Source organism: Sporosarcina sp. NCCP-2331, from assembly GCF_023707945.1.
Lineage (GTDB): Bacteria > Bacillota > Bacilli > Bacillales_A > Planococcaceae > Sporosarcina > Sporosarcina cascadiensis.
On record NZ_BRCD01000004.1, the window covers coordinates 17,549 to 39,510 of the forward strand.

Genomic DNA, 21,962 nt, shown 5'->3' on the forward strand with positions numbered 1-21,962 from the left:
CTCCTTCATGATCAGGAATAGTAGAAAGCTGACAGATCATTTCTGTTCTGTCAACTTTCCCACTCTATCGTACCAAAACTGTCTATAGATTACGCTTCATTTGTTTGTGAAATCTTTTTGACAATCTATCAGCTATTCTCCTGTACACCGTTTTGCAGTTCATACATCGTATAATACAATCCTTTTCTTGTCAGCAATTCAAGATGTGTCCCTTTTTCAACAATTTCACCGTGATGCAATACGAGAATCAGTTCAGCATCCTGTATGGTACTGAGTCTGTGAGCAATCGCAATCGTCGTGCGGCCTTCCCGCATTTTCGCCAAGCTTGACTGAATCGCCACTTCCGTTTCCGTATCAATATTCGCTGTCGCTTCGTCGAGCACTAAAATCTTCGGCTGCATGGCCATAGTCCGTGCAAATGCAATCAGCTGACGCTGGCCGCTCGAAAATGTAGAACCTCTTTCTGACACTTTGTGCTGATAGCCTTCCGGAAACTCCTCAATGAAACGGTCCGCCTGTACAAATTCAGCTGCTTCCCTGACATCCCGGTCAGTCAGCGCGGAATTATGCAGCCTGATGTTGCTCGCGATATCCCCGTAGAACATAAAAGGATCCTGCAGAACCAATCCAACTTTCGTTCGCAACTCTTCCATTGAATACTCTTTCAATGAAACGCCGTCTATCAGGATTTCGCCCTGCTCATATTCATAGAAACGCATAAACAGGTTAATGATAGAACTCTTCCCGCTCCCTGTATGGCCGACAAGTGCGACTGTTTCGCCGGCATTTGCAGTAAAGGAAATATTTTTCAGCACTTCGTTCCTTCCATCATAACTGAATGTTATATTGCGAAATTCGATCTTACCGTCCGTTATTTTTTCATTTGTTCCGGCCGTTTGGACAGGCTCCAGCTGCGGATCATCAATTAACGCGAAAACTCGTGATGCCGAAACGATTGCCTGCTGGAACATGGACATCCGCTGCATCACTTGCTGAACCGGCTGAAACAACCGAGTAAGCAGCGCAGTAAACGCATAGATAATCCCAACATCCACCGCAGTCGTCAAAGATGTCACACCAAAGTAACTGAGCGCTGCAATGACCGTGGCGGTATACAGCAAATCGATAAACGGTCCAAGCAGCAGACTGTCGAACTTGATGTTTCGCATCCCTGCACGATAATGCCCTTCATTGACCTCAATGAATTCATCAGACAGCCGCTTTTCCTGACGAAATGCCTGAATCATTCCCATTCCTGAAAGTGACTCGGAAATTTTCGCGTTCAGCTGACTGAGCCGTTCGCGAATATCCTGATAAAAATCCGCACTGTAATAACGGTATACCGATACAATCACCAGGAACAGCGGCAACAGCACCAATGTATAAAGTGCCAATCTTGCATCTAATGAAAACAGCGCAATGTAAACACCTATCAGACCGAAAATCGCCTGCAGAAAGGTTACCGCCACATTGTCAAACATTTCCTTGATCGACTCCGTATCATTCGTTACCCGTGAAACGATGCCGCCCGCAGGTGTCTGATCAAAATAACGTAGTCCCATTTTCTGTACTTTCGTAAATACGTCAATTCGTAATTGCTGGATAATCGACAGCGCAAGTTCCTGGAAACGCAGCGTTTCAAAATACAGCGCAATGACGTTTACCAGCTGCAGTCCCACATAAGCAATCGCAATGATCCAGACCTGCCGTGCAGGAAATTCACGCGGCACGACATAGTCATCGATAAATAGCTGGATGATCAGCGGACCGACAACTGTTGCCGTAACTGTAATCATCAGCAGAACCATCGCAATGAATGCACTTCGTTTAAATGGCAGTACATAACGCGCCAGTCGCATAAATGTTTTCAGCTGGTCTTTGGCTGACAGATTCACCTGCTTATTCATATGTCTCGCCTCCTTGCTCCACAATCGACTCAAGCTGCTGCAGTTCGTACATCTCTTTGTAGATTCCCTGCTTCTTCAGCAAGCTTTGATGATCTCCTATTTCTGCCACTTTTCCTTCTTCCATCACAATAATCTGATGTGCATGTTGAATCGCGCTCAGACGATGTGATGTGATGACAGTCGTCTTACCTGTCCGCTGCTCTTTTAATGAATGCAGAATAGCCTCTTCTGTTCTGGCATCGACTGCTGAGAGCGAGTCATCCAGAAGCAGCAGCTCCGGATTCATCAGCAGCGCACGCGCGATTGAGATTCGTTGTCTTTGTCCGCCTGACAGCGACACGCCGCGTTCTCCGACCATCGTTTCATACCCATCGGCGAACGCCAGAATATCTTCATGAATATGTGCCGCTTTTGCAGCCGCCACAATTTCCTGCTGATCAATGGCAGGATTTGTAAAAGCGATATTCTCACCCAGCGTTGTAGAGAAGAGGAAATGATCTTGCGGAACATAGCCGATCGCCTGCCGCAGACTTTCTTTCTTATACCGCGTGATCGGTATTCCGCCATACGTAATTGAGCCCGTATACCCTTCGAATTCACGCATGAGCAATTTCAGAATAGCGGTTTTCCCTGATCCTGTCCTTCCCACTATGCCGAGTGTCTCACCCTGCTTTAATGTAAAGTGAATATCCCGTAATGCCGACTCCGTATCGTCAGGAAACGTAAAGGTGCCAATATCAAATACAATATCTCCTTGAGGCAGCTCATCAACCGCGCCGGGCCGGTCCTGAATTTCCTGCTCTACCGACAGCAAGTCTTGTATTCTGCTGTAAGAAGCATTCCCGCGCTCCACGATATTAAATAAGAAACCTATGGCAAACATCGGCCATGTTAAAAGTCCGAGATATGAAATAAATGCAATCAGTTCACCAATCTTCAAGTCGCCGGCTATGATGAAACGGGTGCCGAAGACAAACGCCAAAATATAAGACACCGCAAAAATCAAGGCAATCGTCGGATCAAATAATGCATCGATTTTAGCAACCCGCATATTTTTTTGCACTACTTTTTCTGAACGTTCGGTAAACGCTTTAATATCTTTTTTTTGCTGACCGAATGTTTTCAGTACTTTGATGCCTGAAATACTTTCCTGCGTCTTGTCATTTAAATCCGAGAAGGCTTCTTGGGCAACCATAAAACGCCGGCGCAGCAACCGTCCGTAATAACTTGTCAGAATAACCATGAACGGAATCGGGATCAATGCAATCAGCGTCAATTTCCAGCTGATCGTCAATGCCATTGTCAAAATGACAAACCCGCCGGTCGACACTGAATCGGCAAGCGTCAAGATTCCCATACCTGCCGTCTGCTGTACAGCACTGATGTCGTTAGTCGCGTGCGCCATCAGATCCCCGACTCTCCTGCGCTGATAAAACGAGGGAGACATACGGGTAAAATGCTGGAATAAGCGCTCTCTCATTGTTCGTGCCAGATAAACGGCAGAACCAAAGATCATCACTCGCCATAAATAACGGCCCATGTACATCAAGACGCCTGCCGCCGCCAGAATAATCATCCATCGCTTCAGCATGCCCGCAGTGAGCGTTCCTTCTGCCACAGCATCGACAATCATTCCAATGATTTTCGGAGGTGCAAGCTGCAGTACCGCAACGAGCATTAAGGCAGTCACCCCGATAATATACTGCTTTTTCCGTTCTTTAAAAAACCAGCCCAAATCAACTAACACTTTCATATTTGTTCCTCCTTGCGTAAGACGGCCTAGTTTCTATTTGATTTTATCAGACTGCTTGCTATACCGAAAGTTCCGGAAATGCAATTTTTCGGTTTCTGAAATAATTCAAACAGCCTGCATCATTTATAATGACCGCCAATCAATTGATTCCTGCGGTAAGCAGTTCCTCCTGACGTAACAGAGACAGCACGCAGAATGGAGGCTGAGCCATATTTCATCCGCAGTTCATCCATTACACGTCCGATTTGCTGCTGTTTCCAGTTCGACGGTTCAAACAGACTGAGCTGCAGACCGTAAGATTCTTCGAGATTGGCAAGACTGACAGAAATGTGGCGGACCGGCCGGCCGTCGTGATGGATTTCTATCAGTTCCATACAGGTGCGGTAAACAATCATAGTTTGATCTGTTGCTTCCGTCAGCGTTTTTCTCCGGTTAAATCCACCGCCGAGTGCATGTTTTGAGTAGCCGAAAGAGAGCTGGACCGTCCTCCCTTTCTTGCCCGCCAGCCGTGTGCGCATTGCCGTATCCTCACACATTTCGAGCACCACCGTTAAAATTTCGTCCATTGTTATGTAATCGCGCAGCAATGTCTGGCCTTTCCCATAGCTGATCTGTCCTTCGATCAATACCGAGCCGAGCTCCGAATAATCAATACCGTGCGCATGATAATACAGCTGATTTCCCATGACGCCAAACTTCTTCTCAAGATGATCGAGCGGTGTGTGCGCCAAATCACCGACTGAATACACCCCCATATCCTCAAGCGTCCGTTCTAGCCTCCGTCCAATCCCCCACATATTACGAAGCGGCGCAATCGGCCACAGTTTCTCTGGTACATCCTCGTACGTCCAGTATGCCACTCCTGTTTTCTTCGCTTCCAGATCAAGCGCCAGTTTCGACAGCAGCATATTCGGCCCTACTCCGCAGGCAGAACGCAGCTGAAACTGCCGGTACAGTTCATCCTGTATCCGGTCAATCAGATTTTCTAAGGGGCCCCATAACTTTTCCGTCCCTGTAAAATCGACAAAACTTTCATCAATACTGTATACATGAATCGCTTCTTTCGGCACATAGCGGTTCAGCAGCTTTGTCAGCTCCATCGAGACATCAATGTAAAATTGCATTTTCGGTTCGATCAGCTGGATGCTCGGATCATTCGGAATTTCATACAGCCGCATGCCTGTCTTGATGCCGAACTGTTTTTTGAGCGGCGGTGAAGCAGCCAGGACAACGCCTCCCTTGCGTTCGATGTTGCCGATAATCGCAATCGGGGTTTCCATTACGTCAAGCCCTTCAATAGCTGCCGCGCAGCTTGCATAAAAACTGCGCATATCGAGACAGGCGATTTGTTTATTCGGTAATTGCTCCATATGGCCTTCACCCTCCGAAAGAACAAGTGTTCCTTTCGTTGTATTATACCCACCATCATGATGTTCAATCAATGGGAATTAGCGGGTTTGCTGCCTATTTCCGCAGCAACATCATGTAAGGCGTAAAAAAACAGCCAAACCTCTGCAGGTCGGCTGTTCCTATGCCAATCAGATCGTAATATCTTCTGGCGGCTGTCCTTTTTTATTCATCAGGCGGATTGATTCAGGCTCAATTTTCAAAATCACGAGATTCGGATCATCAGGTCCTTCAAACCAGTTTTTCATCTGGTCATTCCACATCTTTTCTTTCAGTCCTTCATCGGATGAAATGGAGACACGTCCCAAATATTCAACAAATGCGTCTCCGAATCCTTCCCCATCATAGCCAAGCAGGATATGCGTGTAAGGATTATCCTTCAGCTCATCCACCTTTTCAGTCTTTTTGTTAGTGGGTGTATACAGGGTCAATCCATCATTCATAAATGTCATATAGCGGGTGTATGGCTTATTATTGTCCACCGTCGCCATTGTCCCGATGAAACTTTCGTCAAGAATTTTCTTCACAGTATCTTTTGCAGTCATCTGCATCCGCTCCTTTCGCGATTACTTCTACTATTCCCATCCGAACTATTTTTAAACAATGGAAGAAAGCCGCGGTACATTAAAGCGTACTTCATACAACTACTCAGGATTTTCACCAAAGTCTGTCCAGGATAACTTGTTTGGTACACTGCAGAACAATTTACATGATGCTCAATAGGCTGATTGGCCGTAACAAAAGAAAAGGATGAGCCTAAATCAAGAAAGTTTTTTGGAATTATAACCTCGGTTTCCATACGGCTGAAGTTTTTCGAGCCACTTATTCTCCAGATCAGCCAGCGCTTCTTTTTCATTAAAATAGAGACTTTCTTTCTTTTCCAGTGTTTCTAAGATATCTATTTGAAAAGCTTCTTTGCCAAATGCTTTCCAATCTTTCTGAAGCTGCTCATTTATATAAACGCCCGTTTCCAAACTGAATTTCACACCGTTCAGTGTCTTGAAATTCCGTGTGCTTCCTATGAAAACCTTTTGATTGGCATTGTTCTTAATTTGAAAAACACCAGCTTCAATTGTAGTCTCCTTATAAATCTGTTTCAATTCTTTTTTTCGATCCATTTTGCCATTCCTGCCTTCGTTTAACTTATTTTAGCCAATACTGGCTTCCGTCCTGTGCACGATCCAAAAATCCATATTCAATTAAATACCTTCTGATCAACACATAATCTTCATAAATAGCTTTCAAGATGTTATTTATTTCCTGCTCATTGTAGGTAATTTCAGGACTAAACTGTTTTGCAATCTCCCGTAGAACAATCAGACGTTGTTTTTCCTTCGGGGGGAACTTTTTAATGGGACCGCCGCTTCCTTCAATGAAGAATTTTGCAATCGTTTCCTTTTGCTCTTGTTCCGTAATATTATATCGGCTGTCGATCAGTCTTGCGGTAGTATGAGGATGCACGAAAGCCGGGGCGAGGTCGTCCCGTTCATTCAGCAGTTCCATCATGGCTAAAAATGTCTTGGCCTGCCGTTCTTTCTCCTTTAATACAAACCGATGATGCCGGACTGTAGAAAGACTTCCAATTTCAAGTTCCTGCTGAATCTCTTTATCACTCTTCCCCCGATAGAATAGACGAAGAAGGTCCCTTTGGTGATCTGTGAGACCCGTCAGCTTCTTATCTAACCCGGTCAAATAATCAAATACAGAACAGTGAGTGCATTCAATATGAATTCTCATGTATCTCTCTGCATCATAAAACATATTCTCATAAGGATAAATAATTCCTTTTTCTGTTTTCGTACCGCACAGCAGACAAATATAAGTATCCTCCTGTTCGATATAGCCTTTCTTCATCTCAGATAAAGAAGAATTCCAAAAAAGCGCTGATAGCTCCATATGCAAACACATCCATTTAATATTTGAATTAAAGCAAACAAAGTATATACTCGTTTACTTTATATCTGTTATATTAAACTTCTTATGAGGAAACGTCAACAAGAAATACAAACACATCTAACGCTTGTTTGATTAATAACAAACAAAACAAGTAATAATTTGCATTAATTGCTTTATAATTAGAAACAGCCTGGCACAACTCGCCAAACAAGAAGGCTCATGGTACACTAACCAAAAATACACAACACGGAGGCTGAGAACCATGTGTTTATTGGCTTTTCAATTACAAAAACACTCTAAATATAAACTTATTATGATGGCAAACCGCGACGAAACATACAATCGGCCGACTGCCCCTGCTGATTTCTGGCCGGATCATCCTGATATCCTGGCAGGACGCGACCTGGAGCAAATGGGCACATGGCTCGGCATCAATAAGCGGGGAAAGATCGCAGCTCTGACAAATTACCGTGATTTCTCTCTTCCTGAAACCGGCGGGCAGTCACGGGGGCATATCGTCTCTTCCTATCTCCAATCGAATGAAACACCTGAATACAGCGGGTTCAATGTGCTGGTGGGATCCAGTGAAGAACTGTACTATTACTCCAACATCGAACAGAAAACCGAACACCTAAAAAACGGCACACATGGTCTGAGCAACGCCTTCATGAATACGCCGTGGCCGAAAACGGAAGCGGTAAAAAAACTTCTATGCGATTATGCAGAAAGCACAAATGAAATTGATGTAGATGTTTTATTTAATATGATGCAGCGCGCAGAAAGGTTTCCATCTGAGCAATTGCCGGACACAGGTGTCGGAGGAGAACTGGAAAGTATGCTGTCTTCCATATTCATCGCTTCAAAAGAATACGGCACCCGTTGCACGACAGTCCTGCTGGTAGATTCAGAAGATCAAGTATACTTTGAAGAACGAACATTCAAAAACGGTGTATTTGCCACAGCACAAAAATTCAGCTTTAAAATTGAAAACCCGACTGCATAAATATGCGGCCGGGTTTGTTATCTTTATAACACATTTATACTATTTTCATATACCAATAAAATCATTATATTTCCATCTTCACATCACTATATCCATATATCTTTTAAATTCAGCCAATGCTATTTCTTTATCCCCCGTAATGAAAAGACGTTTTCCTCCAGCTTCGATAATCCGGTAATGTCCTCCTGCAGTATGCTGCTGCAGACGATATTGCTGCCACTGACCGACTTCCGTCCACCAATTAACCGCAGCTGCAGAGCCGATCTCGCGTGAATGAATCACCGGATGCACAGCAATCTCCGCCAATTCTACCGGATCATCCCCCATGACTGACCGCAATAACGAACTTTCCCGGAACAGCGCACAAACCGCAGCCGCAACCGTCCAGCTCAGCTCTTGGCGGCCTTTCTCCAATTGGACAAGCGTCTTCTTTGAAATCCCCAATATCTCCGCCATCTGATCCTGCGTATAATTCATTTCCGTACGAACCAGCTTCAATCGTGGAAGTATTAAATCAATCACGGTCTGTTTATTCACCTAAGCACCCCTTTTACACTAAAAGTGTATTAATACACTTTTAAAGTATTTAGTTACTTTTAGAGAAGTAAGTAATAAATATTGTAATTAGTAGTAATGATGTACTCAGTCTATCATATAAACAAAGGCTTTACATACTCAACTTTTGGACTGCAGGCATAGAAAAGCCTGCTGAATTATTGCGTTCAGCAGGCTGATGACAAATCATTTATTCGGCCGCGGTAGCTCTCCATCCGCTAATGTCTTCTTCTAACGGAATCTGTGCGGCACGAGCTTTCAAAGCGGAGTAGAAGAACAGGGCTACTAAGAAGATCGAGATGACAGAGGCACCTATATACGAAACATTCATCAGCAATCCAAATCCAATGGCCGCGTTCAGGATGTAGGTGGTCGTCGCCATCAGCATGAACGTGCCGGGAAACCAGTAATTCTTCAAAAATACCGAACAGACTAAAAAAAGAGAATCGCAGTCATTTGCTGTCTGCGATCCAGTAACTCCTGATAGACCATGTTTTGAAAAAGTCGAAACCGCGTCAAAATGAAAGCGACAGCGATGATCATCTCGACCCGCTCAAACATGATAATGAGTAAATCAAACATCGCCATCCTCCATTCTGCCGGATCGGGTAACTCTATTTGGACCTCATCGCTTTATTGACAACTGCCACTACTTCCGTGCGCGACATTTTCTCCCGTCCTTCTTTCAGTGCATCTAATGTACTGTGTGCTAAAGCGAGGGGAATTTTACAGAAGTTCAGTATCGTTTTTGTCTCAATGTCTGTAATATACTTGTCTGCCAGTTCGAGATTTTCTTCCGCATAGCTGAACATTTGCGGCAGTTTCCAGTCATTCGGGAAGAAATCCACATCGCGTTCCGCATCTTCTTTATAGTTGCGGAGAATGTTGACGGACTGCAGACCGCGGCCGAATCCAATCGCCAGGTCCCTGTCTGTTTCCGTGCCGTCATACCAGCGCCAGATATCTGTCAGCATGACGCCTACTAAACCGGCAACATAATACGTATAATCGTCTAAATCTTCACGGGTTTTGACTATCCAGTCCTTCTCTGCCCATTTCGCCATACCTCTGCCCATAATCGCAGTCGATTCAAGCACTTTATCGGTTACCGTTTCGGGACAGAATTCCACCCAGTCAGCCAGACGAAGAGTGACCTCGGGCAGCAGCGAGCGGTATGGCGAATACAGTTCATCAAGCGCAGGTTGAATCGGTGCGTTCTCCGCAATTTTATTCTCGAGTATCGTACAGGTTTCATTAAGCAACACAATTTTGTCTGCTGATTCAATTTTTTCATGGTCTTCTATCTCGTCGATCGCACGCATGCATAAATAAGCTGATGCTACGGCCTCTCTTACGTTTGGTTCAAGGAGTTTGATAGGTATAAAGAAAGTACGGCTCGTTTCTTTCAATACTTTCATTGCTTCTTTTTGTAGTTTCGTGTCCATTTTCACTTCAAAATCCCTCCATCAATCACTGTGCGTAATTCTGCATTCAGTATGACAATATTTAAATAGATTTTTACATTATATCATTCATTCTAACATTAAGTCGTTTTGAAAGGATTGTCAAAATCCAATGAAAAAAGCTGAATATCCTTGTGGGGAGATTCAGCTTGCTGAAGAATGCCAGTGCGAGCAGCAAGCTGCACATAATAATCAAAGTGAGCAGGATCTGCTGAAGGCCAGTATATACTTATGAACTGGTTCACATGAATGCAGTTAGTTTCCATTTTCTATATGGTTCCTAACCGGCCATTCATCGCTATTTTCACTCAGATAACGTATAATAGAAATAGCAAAAGAAGGAGAATTCATTTTTCCCTTAGTATAAAAAAGAGGTGTCATTACTTGAAGCAATTCGAAACAGCATTACCTGAGCAGTATGAAACATTAAAAAAACAGGCCAATTATACGTCTAGCTGGCGAAAGCGTTTAGATGCAGTCGAAACGTTATCGGCTTATCAACATGAAAAAGTCATAGATTTATTAAAAAATCGGATGCAGCATGATACCGTCAACAAGGTGCAATTAGCAGCCTACGAAGCACTGGTGGCGTTTGGTGAAGACGCAGACAAACCGTTGCCTGCACGTTTTGATATTATCAAAGGCACAGACAAAATTTTCCTGCGGGTGAAAAAGAGCTTGCCGAAGGATCATACTGCAGCAGACTTTGCGGATAAACTGAAACGTATGCGCTTAGATGTCTTTGATGCCTATGAAGGTGACAAAGGTGCACAATTTATGAACTGGTTAGAAGAACGCTGGGCTAAACTGTAATCAGCAGTTTTACAATTAATGAAGAAAAGCCATTCTCTCCGTTTAATGGAGGGAATGGCTTTTCTTAATTTACGGCGTGGTTCATGGAAACTACTATCAAAATACAATGCTTCTGCCCTTTGATCATCTATCTTTATTGTTTTCGATTACTTCTTATAAAAGAAAGACCGGCCGAGACGTTCCACTGCTGAAGGAGCGAGGGCATATAACTTACTCGTCAGACCCATGATTTTAGGCAGATTCACTTCCCGTTTCGGCTGACTGATCAACTCCATAATAGAGTGCACAACACTTTCCACCGACAGCAGCCGGGCCCCGAGCGCTTGCTTATAACTGCCCGTTAGATCCGCTGAATCGATGAACGGCGTGTCAATCGGTCCTGGATGAATTACGGAAACATCAATCTGATAAGGCGCTGCTTCCATCCGCAGTGCATTCGTATAGCCGATTAATGCATGCTTTGTCGCAGCATACACAGACGTTTTAGGGGTAGCCACCTTTCCCGCCTGTGAGCCAATGAATAATAACTGTCCGCTTCTGCGTGCCATCATGGCAGGCAGAAGTCGTTTCGTCAGCTGCATCGGAACGAGTACATTCGTCTCTAGCATCGCTTCCATTTCTCCATCTGAAACCTCGTGGGCTAAATTAAATTTCCCCACTCCAGCAGAAAAAACAACCACGTCTGGTTTACCAATACGTGATACGAGCCAATTCAGCTGCTCCACATCCCGAAGATCTGCACAAAACCCTTCGACACCAAGCTTTTTAAGATGCTCGAGCGCCTGTGCATTACGCCCAGTTGCCATAATATGCAAACCCGGCACACCGGCAAGCCGTTTCGCTAATGCAAAACCGACACCGCTCGTCGCACCCGTGATCAAAATGACCTTATCTGACGGCATACTGATGAACTCCGTTGTCATCCAATATTTCGTCAATGAGTTCTTTATCGACTAAATAATCCAGCTGGCCGATCGTTTCAGACAATGTCAGTCCCAGTTCTTTTTCATAGACTGCCGGGAATAGACGTTTAGTTAGCTCAAAAACAGTATGCGGCTGCTCTTTCAGCATGCCCAGAACTTTCATCGCACGGTCCTCCTGTTTTTGAAGACGTTCTGTAATTAACGAATAAGCGTTCAGCACTTCTCCGCCATGTCCCCCATAGACAATGCGGACCGGCAGATCTAACAGCCGGGAAAGTGATGCATTATATTGAAGTAAAGCTTTAGGACGTCCCTGCTCTTTCTCAAACGGCGGTTCTATCAGCGGATTCGATGAAACTTTCTCCAATAACAGATCTCCGCCGAGTAAAATGCCTTCTTTTTCATTAAATAAGGACAGATGGCTTTGTGCATGACCGAGAGATTCCTGCACTTTCCAGCCAGGATGACCCGGCAGATCATCTCCCTCGCCCATTATCCGGTCAACCGGACGATTGCCCATCAAGTCGACTGAACGGCGGAAACGTTTCACCCATTTCAAATACTCTTCAGGGACGCCTTCTTCATGAAGATTCTGTTCGTAAAAACGATCATGCCGATCCAGAAATTCCTGATCACGCGACAGCCAGTAATTCAAATAAGGATGGCCGAGTATTTCTGCACGGTCGAACGCTTCAATCCAGCCGCAATGATCGGGGTGGTGATGTGTAACGAATACTTGCTCAATATCACTGAATGTATAGCCGAGCTCTTTCAGTTTCAGACGCAGCACTTCATGCGCCTCCGGTGTTTTTGTTGCTGCATCAACCAATGTCAGCGCATCGCCTTTCAATAAAAAGCAATTGACATCCCCTACCGCAAAAGGCGTAGGTGTAATTATTTTTTCTATCATACAATTTCCTCCTAATAAATGAATGACTGTTCAGTCTATTGTACTCTCTTTTAACGAAGGCGTCACGCATCGTTCCTCCATTTTGTTAAATAATTCACACAGAAATGAAACCTAAATCGTTATCCACCGTATGTTATACTACAAGAAATAGCGATTTATGCAATACATTGTCTATATGGAGGGATAGTAATGGGTATTTTCAATTTTTTCAAAAACCAATTTATCGAAGTAATAGAATGGCAGAATCAGGATGCCAATACGCTAGTCTATCAATTCCCTGTTCATAATAACGAGATCAAAATGGGAGCCGAACTGACAGTCAGAGAATCACAGGTCGCAATCATAGTCAATGAAGGCGAACTGGCAGATGTATTCGGTCCCGGCCGCCATATTCTTTATACACAAAATATGCCGATTCTGACAAAACTTAAGTCTTGGAAATATGGTTTTGATTCACCTTTTAAAGCGGAAGTCTATTTCATCAATACAAAACAGTTTATCGATCAAAAATGGGGCACTTCCAATCCGATCATGATGCGAGATCAGGATTTTGGAATGATCCGTCTTCGCGGTTATGGAATCTATTCGTATCGCGTATCCGATCCGGTCGTGTTCCTGCGTGAGCTTTTTGGAACGAACAGTTCATATGATACCAATTCAGTGGAAGGCCATTTGAAAAAAATGATTATTTCGGGGCTGTCTGACTTATTTGCAGAGTCTCAGATTCCGGCCCTTGATCTCGCGATGCATTACGACGAATTAAGTGAGCAGGGCAAACTGAAGATGAGTCCGAAATTCGCTTCATTCGGATTCGAGATCACCGGGCTTTATATAGAAAATCTCTCGCTTCCAAAAGAAGTCGAGGAAGCAATGGATAAACGGACAACGATGGGCGTACTCGGCAATATGCAGCAGTATCAGCAATACCAGGCTGCTGAAGCGATCCGGGATATAGCAAAAAATGACTCAGGCGGCGGGTTGGCAGGAGCAGGGATGGGCATGGGTGCCGGTGTCTCAATGGGTCAGGTAATGGCCAATGCCATGAATCCGAATAACCAGCCTGCACAGCCGGCGGCACCAACAAAGAGCTGCCCACATTGTCAGGCGACGTTAAATGCTGACGCCAAGTTTTGCGGTCAGTGCGGCAAGTCTGCGGAAACAGAAAAAGTGCCATGCATCAGTTGCCAAGCACCCCTTCCGAAAGACGCTAAATTCTGCAGTATATGCGGCACTGCGCAAATTAAAGAAAAAATTTGTCCGAAATGTTCGCACGCCAATCTGCCGAATGCAAAGTTTTGTGCAGATTGCGGAGAAACGTTAGACGTAAAGTGAGGGATGAATCGTGACTTCATTTGATGACCAGCAAACTGCTTTAAAAGAAGACACAGAAAATATTAAATGTCCTTCATGCGGCGGCAATACGGAGTTTGATCCTGCTTCAGGCAGTTTAAAGTGCCCTTTCTGCAGTCACGAAATCCCGATCGAAGCCACATTTGATCAGAATGTCGAACTGGACTTCGAAAAAGCCGGCACCGATCTGAACCATTTATGGAAAGATGATGTCCGGGTATTTTCCTGCAGTAACTGCGGGGCGGAATCCGTGCTTGACGCAAATGTTGTGGCAGATTTCTGTTCATTTTGCGGCTCCTCGCATATCGCTGTGACCGAACATGATGCAGGCATTGCACCGGGACTAGTCATTCCTTTCCATGTTTCCAAAGAAGAAGCGCATGCGAAATTCCGGGATTGGATCAAGGGGCATTTCTTTGCACCTTCGAAATTAAAAGAAACCTACCGTCTGAATAAAATTTCAGGCGCCTACCTGCCCTATTGGACGTATGACAGCAAGACCTTTTCTCATTATGTCGTCCGGGTAGGAAACTATTATTATGTAACTGAAACACGTACCATATATGAAGACGGCAAACCTAAAACCGTAACGGAACAAGTCCGGAAAATCCGATGGCACCAGCAAAGCGGTAATTACCGAAAGTTTTTTGATGACGTATTAATCAAAGCGTCGACTACTGTAGATGCAAAGCTGCTGCAAAAAGTGCAGCCTTTTCAGCTGGACGCATTAACTGATTATAAAACGGAATATATGTCCGGCTTTTTAGCGGAGCGCTATTCGGTCTCCTTGCAGCAAGGATTTAAAAAAGCACAGAACTATATGGAACAGCGAATTGTCAGCGGAATTGAAGGCAGCGTAGCGGGCGATATTGTGGAAGTAGTCAATGTTTCTACTGATTACTCAGACATTACCTATAAACATTTGCTGCTTCCTTTATGGATCTCTTCCTTCCAATTCAATCAAAAAGTATATCAGTTTATCGTCAATGGACAGTCAGGAAAAGTATCAGGCAATTATCCAATCAGTTTCATAAAAGTGGCGCTCGTTTCAATTGGTGTCCTGATTGTTATATTTATCATCTATCTGTTTGCCCAAGGCTGACAGAACGTCCTGCCTGTTTGACATTCAGTTACGTACATGACATAATTCAGTGAAATTAAAAATGAACGAGCAGTAAGGATGGATAGAGATGGAAAAGATTTTATTTGTAGGAGCCGGATCGATGGCGGAAGCAATTATCGCCGGCATTGTGGAACAGGAAGTACTGCCTGGAAAACAAGTTTACGTCATGAATCGTTCAGACTCTGACAGACTTTGTCATTTAGAATCACGATACGGCATTACGAAAGTTTGTGAAGACCGTTCATTCATGAAAGAAATCGACTTAGTGGTATTGGCAACTAAACCGAAAGATATTCAGCAGGTTATGCAGGATATCCGGCCGTTGCTTACAGAAAACACAGCTATTCTTTCTGTTATAGCCGGTACTTCAATCGATACTTTTGAAAAGGGTCTTGGGAAACGGCCGATTGCCCGGTCCATGCCAAACACTTCCGCAACCATCGGTAAATCAGCAAGTGGAATCGCATTCAATGAAGAAGTCTCACTAGAGATGCAGCAGTCGATTTTGAACCTGCTGGGTGCGATCGGTATTGTAAAAGTGGTGGATGAAGACGAACTCCACATCGTCACAGCCCTTTCCGGCAGCGGCCCGGCCTATATTTATTATTTGGTCGAAGCGCTTGAAGAGGCGGCGGCTGCACAAGGTCTGCAGGCGGCTGTTGCACGCGAATTGATTTTGCAGACGCTTGAAGGGGCTGCAGCCATGTTGAAAACTACTGGTGAAGAACCGAGTACTCTGCGCATGAATGTGACAAGTCCCGGAGGCACGACGGCAGCCGGATTGCAGGCATTGGAAAGTCACGACTTTAAATCGGTGATCGCAGACTGTATCAAGAGTGCAGAAGCGAGATCACGTGAATTAGGTGTATTATCTTAATGAAAAAATAAGCAGCCAGTCCCTTGATTCAGGGCCAGGCTGCTTATTTTTTAGTCAGACAAGTCAACTCATTATTTTTCCATTGAAAGCGCATAAAGTCTTCTGCAATCGATAGATGTGGAAATACCGCTTCCCCTTCCGCCAGAAATTCTGGCATCTCCCCCGGCAGGAAACGTGCACTGATATGATTGACAATCAAATTTTTAACATGTGCTCGTTTGGCAATCGTTGCCGCCTCCACAATAGTGGAATGTCCGAACTCTTTTGCGCCTTTTGCGTATTCATTCGTAAAAGTCGCTTCGTGAATAAGAATGTCTGCACAGTCAGCCAGTTCAACAGCAGCTTCACAGTAAGATGTGTCGCCAATCACCGTAATGATGAACCCTTTTTTTCGTTCAGTTGTAACATTCTTGCTGTAAACTGTAATGCCGTTTTCCAATAGGATATCATGTCCATCCTTCAGCTTTTGCAGCAGCGGACCCTTTGGCACACCTTTCTCAACAGCCTTGTCGATCAGCAGAGTGCCGGGCAAATCTTTCTGTTCAATTCGATAGCCAAAGCTCCTGACGACGTGCTGAACCTCTTTCGCATATACTCTGAATTCATTGCTTTCCAACAACAGGCCATCTGTTACTTCATGGATATTCAGCTTGTAAGGAAGATGCGTTCCTGTCACTTTATACGTATGCTCCAGCCATTCTTTCAAGCCGGCAGGCCCGTATAGATCAACAGGGTCCACCCCTCCCAGAAATGCGCGGGAACTGAGAAACCCCGGCAAGCCGAAAATATGGTCACCGTGCAGATGAGTAATGAAAATTTTCGTGATTTTACGCGGTTTGATGTGACTGTGCAAGAGTTGATGCTGTGTTGCTTCACCGCAGTCAAACAGCCAGTTTTCTCTGTTTTCATCCGTCAGATCCAATACAAGAGCAGATGTATTGCGCTGTTTTGACGGCATGCCAGCTCCAGTGCCTAAAAATTCAATATCCATCATTCTCTCTCCTTCCTACTTATTTGACCATCCTTTTTTAATAACCCCATCACCGAAACGTTCAGTCAGATTTGAAACAAGCTGATCCATCTGAAATTCTTTTTCCAGCTGTTCGTAATTATCAAATGTCAGCTGCTCAACCATTTCATGCCGTTCGATTACGTTTCCGACTGTTACACCCAGCAGCCTGACAGGTTCATTGTTCCAGTGTCTTATAAATAGCTCCAACGCGACGGCGGTAATATCATCCGCTGCATAGACCGCTTGATGAACCGTTCGGCTTCTTGATGTATTTTGCCAGTCCGAATAGCGAATCTGTATCGTAATAGTCACACCCGCTAGCGATTTGGCCTCCAGCCGCTTTGCTACTTTCACCGCCAAACGTTCAAAAATCGGGATACACTCATCAAGTTCTGTCAGATCAATCGGCAGAGTAGTGGAACTACCGATACTTTTGCGCTCATCCGCACTTTCAGGATCAATTGGACGTGTGTCGATTCCGTGGGCACGTTTCTGCAGGCGAACACCATTCTTCCCCAATAAACCTTCAATTGTAATTTTCTCTGCTGCTGCCAGATCTCCAATAGTTTTAATGCCTGCATTCTGCAATTTCTCTTCCGTTCGTTTGCCGATGCCGTGCATTTCAATGACCGGCAGCGGCCACAGAATCTCCGGAACCTGCCGCTTGCGCAAAATGGTAATGCCCATCGGTTTTTTCATATCAGAAGCGGTTTTGGCCAGGAATTTATTGGGCGCGATTCCGATGGAGCACGGCAGATCCAGTTCTCTCAAAATCCGCAGCTGTATTTCTGATGCCAAATCAAAGGCATTTGTCAGCCCGCCGATCTCCGTCGTGTCGATATAGGCTTCATCTATAGATACAGGCTCGACCCATTCTGTGTAGCTGCGCAGAATTTCAAACACCGAATCAGACATTTGGCGGTAAAGCTCATGACGGGGCGGCACAATTGTCAGTTGAGGACAGAGCCGTTTCGCTTCCCCTACAGTCATCGTAGTATAAACTCCATATGCCCTTGCCTCATAAGAACAAGTAACAAGAATGCCTCGTCGTTCTTTTGGATTACCTGCTACAGCAAGTGGAATTCCTTTTAATTTTGGATCAGCCACTTGTTCGACTGAAGCGAAAAAACTGTTCATATCAAGATGCATGATGACTCGCGGACTCGCTGAAGTGAGTTCCATCATATATACACCATTCTTTCTTTAATTTATCGAGCGGCTGAATCAACAGAAAAAAATGGCAAACCAGCTTCAGCCTGCCACTTTTTCAAAGTCTATGTCACTTGCTGAATGTATTCATCATCTTGCTGATCTTGATCTTATTCTGCTGACTGGCGCTGTTCTTTCATATAAGCCGAAATTTCATCCATGCCTGAAAGTGAAGTTGCCAAAATATCCGGGTCGATAACCGTAATCACTCGGTCTTCCAGATTTGCGACTGTAGTGAAATAAGGCGTCTTGGAATAGGCTTTCAGCGCAGTAGAAGTTAGTTTTTCTTCCGGCAGCTCCAAAATTTCTTTTGCGTCTAGTACTAGCAGCCCGACTTCCAGCTGATTCGTCGTTAACACCACGACATGTGATTCTTCGTCCCGCGGAGTAGGTTTATGATATAGAATTTGACTGAAATCTAAAATTGGCACCAATTCTCCTCGTGCCTTCATCAGACCAAGTAAGTATTCAGGCAGATGGGGAATCGGCGTGATGTATTCAAGTTTCTCTATGGAAACAACTGATTCTACAGGCAGCGCATATTCTTCATTTCCAGTCCGCACAATAACAGTTTGCATAGTTGCCCCTTCTTTCATACAGTGGGTTTGAAGGATCAGTCAGCTTTCTTAGATGTCTGCTGTACGATCTCCAGTAATAATTCTGCCAACTTATTCAGTTCTTCGACAGGCATACGTTCATTTTTGGTATGAATTTCTTCATATCCGACAGATAAAGTAACAGTCGGGACTCCCATACCGTTAAATACATTTCCATCGCTTCCGCCGCCGCTCGTCATAATGTTCGGCTCGCGTCCGATAGTTCGAATAGCTTCCATCGCAACTTGCACGACCTGCTCATCTTCGGATAAATTAAAACCGGGGTACATCAGCTCTGTTTTCGTCTCCGCTCTACCGCCGAGTGTACTTGTAGTAGACGCAAATTTTTCTGTCATCAGATCGATTTGCTGCTGCATTTTATCAGGATTGATCGAGCGCACTTCTGAAAGAATGAACGCTTCCTCGCAAACGATATTTGTCGCTTTACCGCCTTCAAATCTGCCGATATTAGCTGTTGTCTCGTCATCGATCCGTCCAAGCTTCATTCCCGCTATCGATTTCGCAGCGAGAGTGATCGCGGAGATTCCTTTTTCAGGAGCCACACCGGCATGGGCTGTCTTTCCATAGATTGTCGTCCAAAGTTTCGACTGGTAAGGAGCCGCGGTAACGATGCCGCCTACTTTTCCATCACTGTCGACTGCGAAACCATATTTAGCTTTCAACAGCTTCGGATCCATTTCTCTCGCTCCGACCAAACCGCTTTCTTCGCCTGCTGTAATAATGAACTGAATATCTCCATGTTTGTTGCCCTGTTCCTGAAGGATTTTCGCAAGTTCCAGCAAAGCGGCGATTCCTGCTTTATCATCCGCACCTAAAATGGTTGAACCGTCACTGTAGATATAGCCGTCTTCTTTTACGACAGGCTTAATTTGCCGTCCAGGGACGACAGTATCCATATGACAAGTGAAATAAATAGGGTCTGCCGATGAATTTGATCCCTTCAAATTGGCAATCAAGTTTCCTGCCCCGTGTCCTGTTTTCTTGCTCGTATCATCTTCTGTTACATCAAAACCGAGTGCTTCCAGTTTCTTCTTCAATACATCTGCAATCTGGCGTTCATTCTTCGTTTCAGAATCAATCTGTACTAATTCTAAAAATTCATTTAGCAATCGCTGTTCATTCACCAAAAAGACTCCCTTACTTATAGAGGTATATTTCCGTGTTTTTTCTTTGGACGATCTTCGTGTTTATTACGCATCATTTCGAGTGCCTGCAGTAATTTAATACGAGTTTCACGCGGATCGATTACATCATCAATCATACCATGGGAAGCAGCAACGTATGGATTTGCAAACTTTTCACGATATTCTTCAATTTTAGCTGTGCGCATCGCTTCAGGATCGTCACTGTTCGCAATATCCCGTGCAAAGATAATGTTCGCGGCGCCTTCTGCTCCCATTACCGCAACTTCTGCATTTGGCCAGGCATAAACAACGTCTGCACCGATTGATTTAGAGTTCAAAGCTACATACGCACCGCCAAATGCCTTACGCAAAATTAATGTGATTTTCGGAACAGTCGCTTCCGAATATGCATAAAGAATCTTTGCTCCATGACGGATGATTCCTCCGTGCTCCTGTTTGATTCCAGGGAAGAAACCCGTTACGTCTTCAAACGTGATCAATGGAATATTGAATGAATCGCAAGTGCGGATAAAACGCGCAATTTTATCAGAGGAATCGATATCCAATCCGCCAGCCATTACTTTCGGCTGATTACAGACGAATCCAACTGTTTCGCCTTTCATCCGTGCATAGCCGACAACAGCGTTTTTTGCGAACTCCGGCTGTATTTCAAAGAATGACCCTTCATCGACAACATGCTCCAATACTTTACGCACATCATAAGGCCGGATAGTTTCGAATGGCACTACATCCGCTAAATCTTCGCGATAGTCATTTTGTTCTTCATAAGGCTGGATCGGTGTCTTTTCCGTGTTATTCTGCGGCAAATAAGACAGCAGGTCACGGACTTTATCCAATACTTCATGCTCGTTTGCTCCACGTAAATGCGCGTTTCCGCTAATCGTATTATGGACTTTTGCTCCGCCGAGCCCCTCTGAAGTGATTTTTTCACCTGTCACCGTTTCGATAACTTTCGGTCCGGTAATGAACATCTGGCTGGTCTGGTCCGTCATAATGACGAAATCTGTAATCGCAGGTGAATAGACGGCGCCGCCTGCACACGGTCCAAGAATGACGGAAATCTGAGGAATTACACCTGAATAAATCGAGTTGCGGTAGAAAATCTCACCGTATCCGTCCAGCGACAGCACGCCTTCCTGGATACGTGCACCGCCCGAGTCATTCAGCCCAATAAAAGGCGCCCCGTTTTTTGCTGCCAGATCCATGACATTCGCTATTTTCATCGCATGCATTTCTCCGAGCGCGCCGCCGAATACAGTGAAGTCCTGAGAGAATAAGTAAATTGGACGGCCGTGGATTTTTGCATAGCCTGTTACGACACCGTCGCCGGGACCAACTTGTTTGTCCATGCCGAAGTCGATTGTCCGGTGAACAACAAATGGATTTAACTCTACGAAAGACCCTTCATCCACTAACAGTTCAATCCGCTCGCGGGCTGTAAGTTTGCCTTTTTCATGCTGTTTAATGATCCGTTCGTCTCCGCCGCCCAGCTCAATCTCACGTTTCTTGTCATACAGCTCATTAATTTTATCGTAAATATCCATCTCTTATTCCCCCTTTGTCTTTTCACATAATTCATATAGCACGCCATAAGATGATTTCGGATGCATAAACGCGACTTCCGCTCCGCCTGCTCCCGGTTTCGGCTCATCCTGCAGCAGATTTACCCCTTTTTCTTTCAACTCTTGCATTCTCGTACGAATATCCGAGACGCCAAAAGCAATATGGTGAACCCCTTCACCGCGTTTTTCAATAAATTTGGCAATCGGACTGGCTTCGGACATCGGTTCCAGCAATTCGATCTTCACATTATGTGCGTCAATGAAAGCGACTTTAACGCCCTGGCTTTCCACTTCTTCGATCGCCATAACTTCCAATCCGAGTGTATGTATGTAGTATTCTAATGATTCTTCCATATTTTTTACTGCAATCCCTATATGATCGACTTTATTCACGCGGCATTTCCCCTTTGCCCAGATAGTAGTAATTCAATCTCCGA

The 21,962-nt window shown here is 44.7% G+C and carries 24 protein-coding genes; 6 read left to right on the forward strand and 18 right to left on the reverse strand.

Annotated features, from left to right (window positions below):
* Nucleotides 1-128: 128 nt before the first annotated feature.
* The 6 genes from NCCP2331_RS03330 to NCCP2331_RS03355 form a co-directional block, all read right to left on the reverse strand.
* Entirely contained in the window at nt 129-1,907 is a 1,779-nt protein-coding gene (locus NCCP2331_RS03330; protein ID WP_251668497.1) for an ABC transporter ATP-binding protein, read from the reverse strand.
* A complete protein-coding gene (locus tag NCCP2331_RS03335) occupies nt 1,900-3,660 on the reverse strand; it encodes an ABC transporter ATP-binding protein (RefSeq protein WP_251668498.1) in 1,761 nt (586 codons plus the stop codon). Before NCCP2331_RS03335 ends, NCCP2331_RS03330 begins: the two co-directional genes overlap by 8 nt.
* 119 nt (nt 3,661-3,779) lie before the next feature.
* Nucleotides 3,780-5,030 carry a Y-family DNA polymerase gene (locus NCCP2331_RS03340; RefSeq protein WP_251668499.1) on the reverse strand — a complete coding sequence of 417 codons (1,251 nt, stop codon included), beginning with the start codon at nt 5,028-5,030 and terminating at the stop codon, nt 3,780-3,782.
* A gap of 168 nt (nt 5,031-5,198) precedes the next feature.
* Nucleotides 5,199-5,612 carry a pyridoxamine 5'-phosphate oxidase family protein gene (locus NCCP2331_RS03345; protein WP_251668501.1) on the reverse strand — a complete coding sequence of 138 codons (414 nt, stop codon included), beginning with the start codon at nt 5,610-5,612 and terminating at the stop codon, nt 5,199-5,201.
* Between the two features lie 216 nt (nt 5,613-5,828).
* The gene (locus NCCP2331_RS03350; protein WP_251668503.1) at nt 5,829-6,185 is read right to left on the reverse strand and encodes a GIY-YIG nuclease family protein; all 357 of its coding nucleotides are present in this window, start codon (nt 6,183-6,185) and stop codon (nt 5,829-5,831) included.
* A 25-nt stretch (nt 6,186-6,210) separates the two neighbouring features.
* Complete coding sequence (locus tag NCCP2331_RS03355) at nt 6,211-6,963, reverse strand: DUF2087 domain-containing protein (protein WP_251668505.1); 753 nt, start codon at nt 6,961-6,963, stop codon at nt 6,211-6,213.
* Nucleotides 6,964-7,225: 262 nt separating this feature from the next.
* Between NCCP2331_RS03355 and NCCP2331_RS03360 the strand changes: the two genes are divergently transcribed.
* Complete coding sequence (locus tag NCCP2331_RS03360) at nt 7,226-7,966, forward strand: NRDE family protein (RefSeq protein ID WP_251668507.1); 741 nt, start codon at nt 7,226-7,228, stop codon at nt 7,964-7,966.
* 78 nt (nt 7,967-8,044) lie between these two features.
* Here NCCP2331_RS03360 and NCCP2331_RS03365 read toward each other — a convergent pair whose 3' ends face one another.
* The 4 genes from NCCP2331_RS03365 to NCCP2331_RS03380 form a co-directional block, all read right to left on the reverse strand.
* Nucleotides 8,045-8,503 carry a helix-turn-helix transcriptional regulator gene (locus NCCP2331_RS03365; protein ID WP_251668514.1) on the reverse strand — a complete coding sequence of 153 codons (459 nt, stop codon included), beginning with the start codon at nt 8,501-8,503 and terminating at the stop codon, nt 8,045-8,047.
* A 208-nt stretch (nt 8,504-8,711) separates the two neighbouring features.
* A complete protein-coding gene (locus NCCP2331_RS03370; RefSeq protein ID WP_251668516.1) occupies nt 8,712-8,903 on the reverse strand; it encodes a hypothetical protein in 192 nt (63 codons plus the stop codon).
* 50 nt (nt 8,904-8,953) lie between these two features.
* Entirely contained in the window at nt 8,954-9,103 is a 150-nt protein-coding gene (locus tag NCCP2331_RS03375) for a hypothetical protein (protein WP_251668518.1), read from the reverse strand.
* 32 nt (nt 9,104-9,135) lie between these two features.
* Nucleotides 9,136-9,972, reverse strand: coding sequence for a squalene/phytoene synthase family protein (locus tag NCCP2331_RS03380; protein ID WP_251668519.1), 837 nt, complete (start codon nt 9,970-9,972; stop codon nt 9,136-9,138).
* A 124-nt stretch (nt 9,973-10,096) separates the two neighbouring features.
* Between NCCP2331_RS03380 and NCCP2331_RS18375 the strand changes: the two genes are divergently transcribed.
* Entirely contained in the window at nt 10,097-10,219 is a 123-nt protein-coding gene (locus NCCP2331_RS18375) for a hypothetical protein (protein WP_264879179.1), read from the forward strand.
* Nucleotides 10,220-10,368: 149 nt separating this feature from the next.
* Nucleotides 10,369-10,797, forward strand: a complete 429-nt coding sequence (locus tag NCCP2331_RS03385; protein WP_251668521.1) for a HEAT repeat domain-containing protein — start codon at nt 10,369-10,371, stop codon at nt 10,795-10,797.
* 146 nt (nt 10,798-10,943) lie between these two features.
* Here the strand turns inward: NCCP2331_RS03385 and NCCP2331_RS03390 are convergent, their stop codons facing one another.
* Together NCCP2331_RS03390 and NCCP2331_RS03395 are read right to left on the reverse strand one after the other, a co-directional pair.
* Nucleotides 10,944-11,699: an SDR family NAD(P)-dependent oxidoreductase gene (locus NCCP2331_RS03390; protein ID WP_251668523.1), complete on the reverse strand. Its 756-nt coding sequence runs from the start codon at nt 11,697-11,699 to the stop codon at nt 10,944-10,946.
* A complete protein-coding gene (locus tag NCCP2331_RS03395) occupies nt 11,686-12,630 on the reverse strand; it encodes an MBL fold metallo-hydrolase (RefSeq protein WP_251668526.1) in 945 nt (314 codons plus the stop codon). The genes NCCP2331_RS03390 and NCCP2331_RS03395 overlap by 14 nt, the downstream gene beginning before the upstream one ends.
* Before the next feature lie 189 nt (nt 12,631-12,819).
* Here NCCP2331_RS03395 and NCCP2331_RS03400 point away from each other — a divergent pair, with 189 nt between their 5' ends.
* The 3 genes from NCCP2331_RS03400 (at nt 12,820) to proC (ending at nt 15,980) form a co-directional block, all read left to right on the forward strand.
* Nucleotides 12,820-13,962, forward strand: a complete 1,143-nt coding sequence (locus tag NCCP2331_RS03400; protein WP_251668528.1) for an SPFH domain-containing protein — start codon at nt 12,820-12,822, stop codon at nt 13,960-13,962.
* 10 nt (nt 13,963-13,972) lie between these two features.
* A complete protein-coding gene (locus NCCP2331_RS03405) occupies nt 13,973-15,082 on the forward strand; it encodes a Trm112 family protein (RefSeq protein WP_251668530.1) in 1,110 nt (369 codons plus the stop codon).
* Nucleotides 15,083-15,170: 88 nt separating this feature from the next.
* Nucleotides 15,171-15,980, forward strand: coding sequence for a pyrroline-5-carboxylate reductase (gene proC, locus NCCP2331_RS03410; RefSeq protein ID WP_153722395.1), 810 nt, complete (start codon nt 15,171-15,173; stop codon nt 15,978-15,980).
* A 43-nt stretch (nt 15,981-16,023) separates the two neighbouring features.
* On the opposite strand, the gene rnz is transcribed toward proC, so the two are convergent.
* The 6 genes from rnz to mce all read right to left on the reverse strand — a co-directional run bounded on the left by rnz (nt 16,024) and on the right by mce (nt 21,918).
* The gene (gene rnz, locus NCCP2331_RS03415) at nt 16,024-16,971 is read right to left on the reverse strand and encodes a ribonuclease Z (protein ID WP_153722445.1); all 948 of its coding nucleotides are present in this window, start codon (nt 16,969-16,971) and stop codon (nt 16,024-16,026) included.
* Between the two features lie 15 nt (nt 16,972-16,986).
* Complete coding sequence (locus NCCP2331_RS03420; RefSeq protein WP_153722394.1) at nt 16,987-18,177, reverse strand: DNA polymerase IV; 1,191 nt, start codon at nt 18,175-18,177, stop codon at nt 16,987-16,989.
* Between the two features lie 134 nt (nt 18,178-18,311).
* Nucleotides 18,312-18,779, reverse strand: a complete 468-nt coding sequence (locus tag NCCP2331_RS03425; RefSeq protein ID WP_228551083.1) for a chemotaxis protein CheW — start codon at nt 18,777-18,779, stop codon at nt 18,312-18,314.
* Nucleotides 18,780-18,814: 35 nt separating this feature from the next.
* Nucleotides 18,815-19,942: a M20/M25/M40 family metallo-hydrolase gene (locus tag NCCP2331_RS03430; protein ID WP_251668532.1), complete on the reverse strand. Its 1,128-nt coding sequence runs from the start codon at nt 19,940-19,942 to the stop codon at nt 18,815-18,817.
* A gap of 17 nt (nt 19,943-19,959) precedes the next feature.
* On the reverse strand, nt 19,960-21,507 hold the full coding sequence (locus tag NCCP2331_RS03435; protein WP_153722391.1) for an acyl-CoA carboxylase subunit beta: 1,548 nt from the start codon (nt 21,505-21,507) through the stop codon (nt 19,960-19,962).
* A 3-nt stretch (nt 21,508-21,510) separates the two neighbouring features.
* A complete protein-coding gene (mce, locus tag NCCP2331_RS03440) occupies nt 21,511-21,918 on the reverse strand; it encodes a methylmalonyl-CoA epimerase (RefSeq protein ID WP_153722390.1) in 408 nt (135 codons plus the stop codon).
* Nucleotides 21,919-21,962: the final 44 nt, after the last annotated feature.

Bases quoted from the DNA above. Each gene is read 5' to 3' on its own strand.
- NCCP2331_RS03330 (WP_251668497.1), bottom strand. From the start codon at position 1,907: ATGAATAAGCAGGTGAATCTGTCAGCCAAAGACCAGCTGAAAACATTT.
- NCCP2331_RS03335 (WP_251668498.1), bottom strand. From the start codon at position 3,660: ATGAAAGTGTTAGTTGATTTGGGCTGGTTTTTTAAAGAACGGAAAAAG.
- NCCP2331_RS03340 (WP_251668499.1), bottom strand. From the start codon at position 5,030: ATGGAGCAATTACCGAATAAACAAATCGCCTGTCTCGATATGCGCAGT.
- NCCP2331_RS03345 (WP_251668501.1), bottom strand. From the start codon at position 5,612: ATGACTGCAAAAGATACTGTGAAGAAAATTCTTGACGAAAGTTTCATC.
- NCCP2331_RS03350 (WP_251668503.1), bottom strand. From the start codon at position 6,185: ATGGATCGAAAAAAAGAATTGAAACAGATTTATAAGGAGACTACAATT.
- NCCP2331_RS03355 (WP_251668505.1), bottom strand. From the start codon at position 6,963: ATGGAGCTATCAGCGCTTTTTTGGAATTCTTCTTTATCTGAGATGAAG.
- NCCP2331_RS03360 (WP_251668507.1), top strand. From the start codon at position 7,226: ATGTGTTTATTGGCTTTTCAATTACAAAAACACTCTAAATATAAACTT.
- NCCP2331_RS03370 (WP_251668516.1), bottom strand. From the start codon at position 8,903: ATGGCGACGACCACCTACATCCTGAACGCGGCCATTGGATTTGGATTG.
- NCCP2331_RS03375 (WP_251668518.1), bottom strand. From the start codon at position 9,103: ATGTTTGATTTACTCATTATCATGTTTGAGCGGGTCGAGATGATCATC.
- NCCP2331_RS18375 (WP_264879179.1), top strand. From the start codon at position 10,097: ATGAAAAAAGCTGAATATCCTTGTGGGGAGATTCAGCTTGCTGAAGAA.
- NCCP2331_RS03390 (WP_251668523.1), bottom strand. From the start codon at position 11,699: ATGCCGTCAGATAAGGTCATTTTGATCACGGGTGCGACGAGCGGTGTC.
- NCCP2331_RS03395 (WP_251668526.1), bottom strand. From the start codon at position 12,630: ATGATAGAAAAAATAATTACACCTACGCCTTTTGCGGTAGGGGATGTC.
- NCCP2331_RS03400 (WP_251668528.1), top strand. From the start codon at position 12,820: ATGGGTATTTTCAATTTTTTCAAAAACCAATTTATCGAAGTAATAGAA.
- proC (WP_153722395.1), top strand. From the start codon at position 15,171: ATGGAAAAGATTTTATTTGTAGGAGCCGGATCGATGGCGGAAGCAATT.
- rnz (WP_153722445.1), bottom strand. From the start codon at position 16,971: ATGGATATTGAATTTTTAGGCACTGGAGCTGGCATGCCGTCAAAACAG.
- NCCP2331_RS03420 (WP_153722394.1), bottom strand. From the start codon at position 18,177: ATGATGGAACTCACTTCAGCGAGTCCGCGAGTCATCATGCATCTTGAT.
- NCCP2331_RS03425 (WP_228551083.1), bottom strand. From the start codon at position 18,779: ATGCAAACTGTTATTGTGCGGACTGGAAATGAAGAATATGCGCTGCCT.
- NCCP2331_RS03435 (WP_153722391.1), bottom strand. From the start codon at position 21,507: ATGGATATTTACGATAAAATTAATGAGCTGTATGACAAGAAACGTGAG.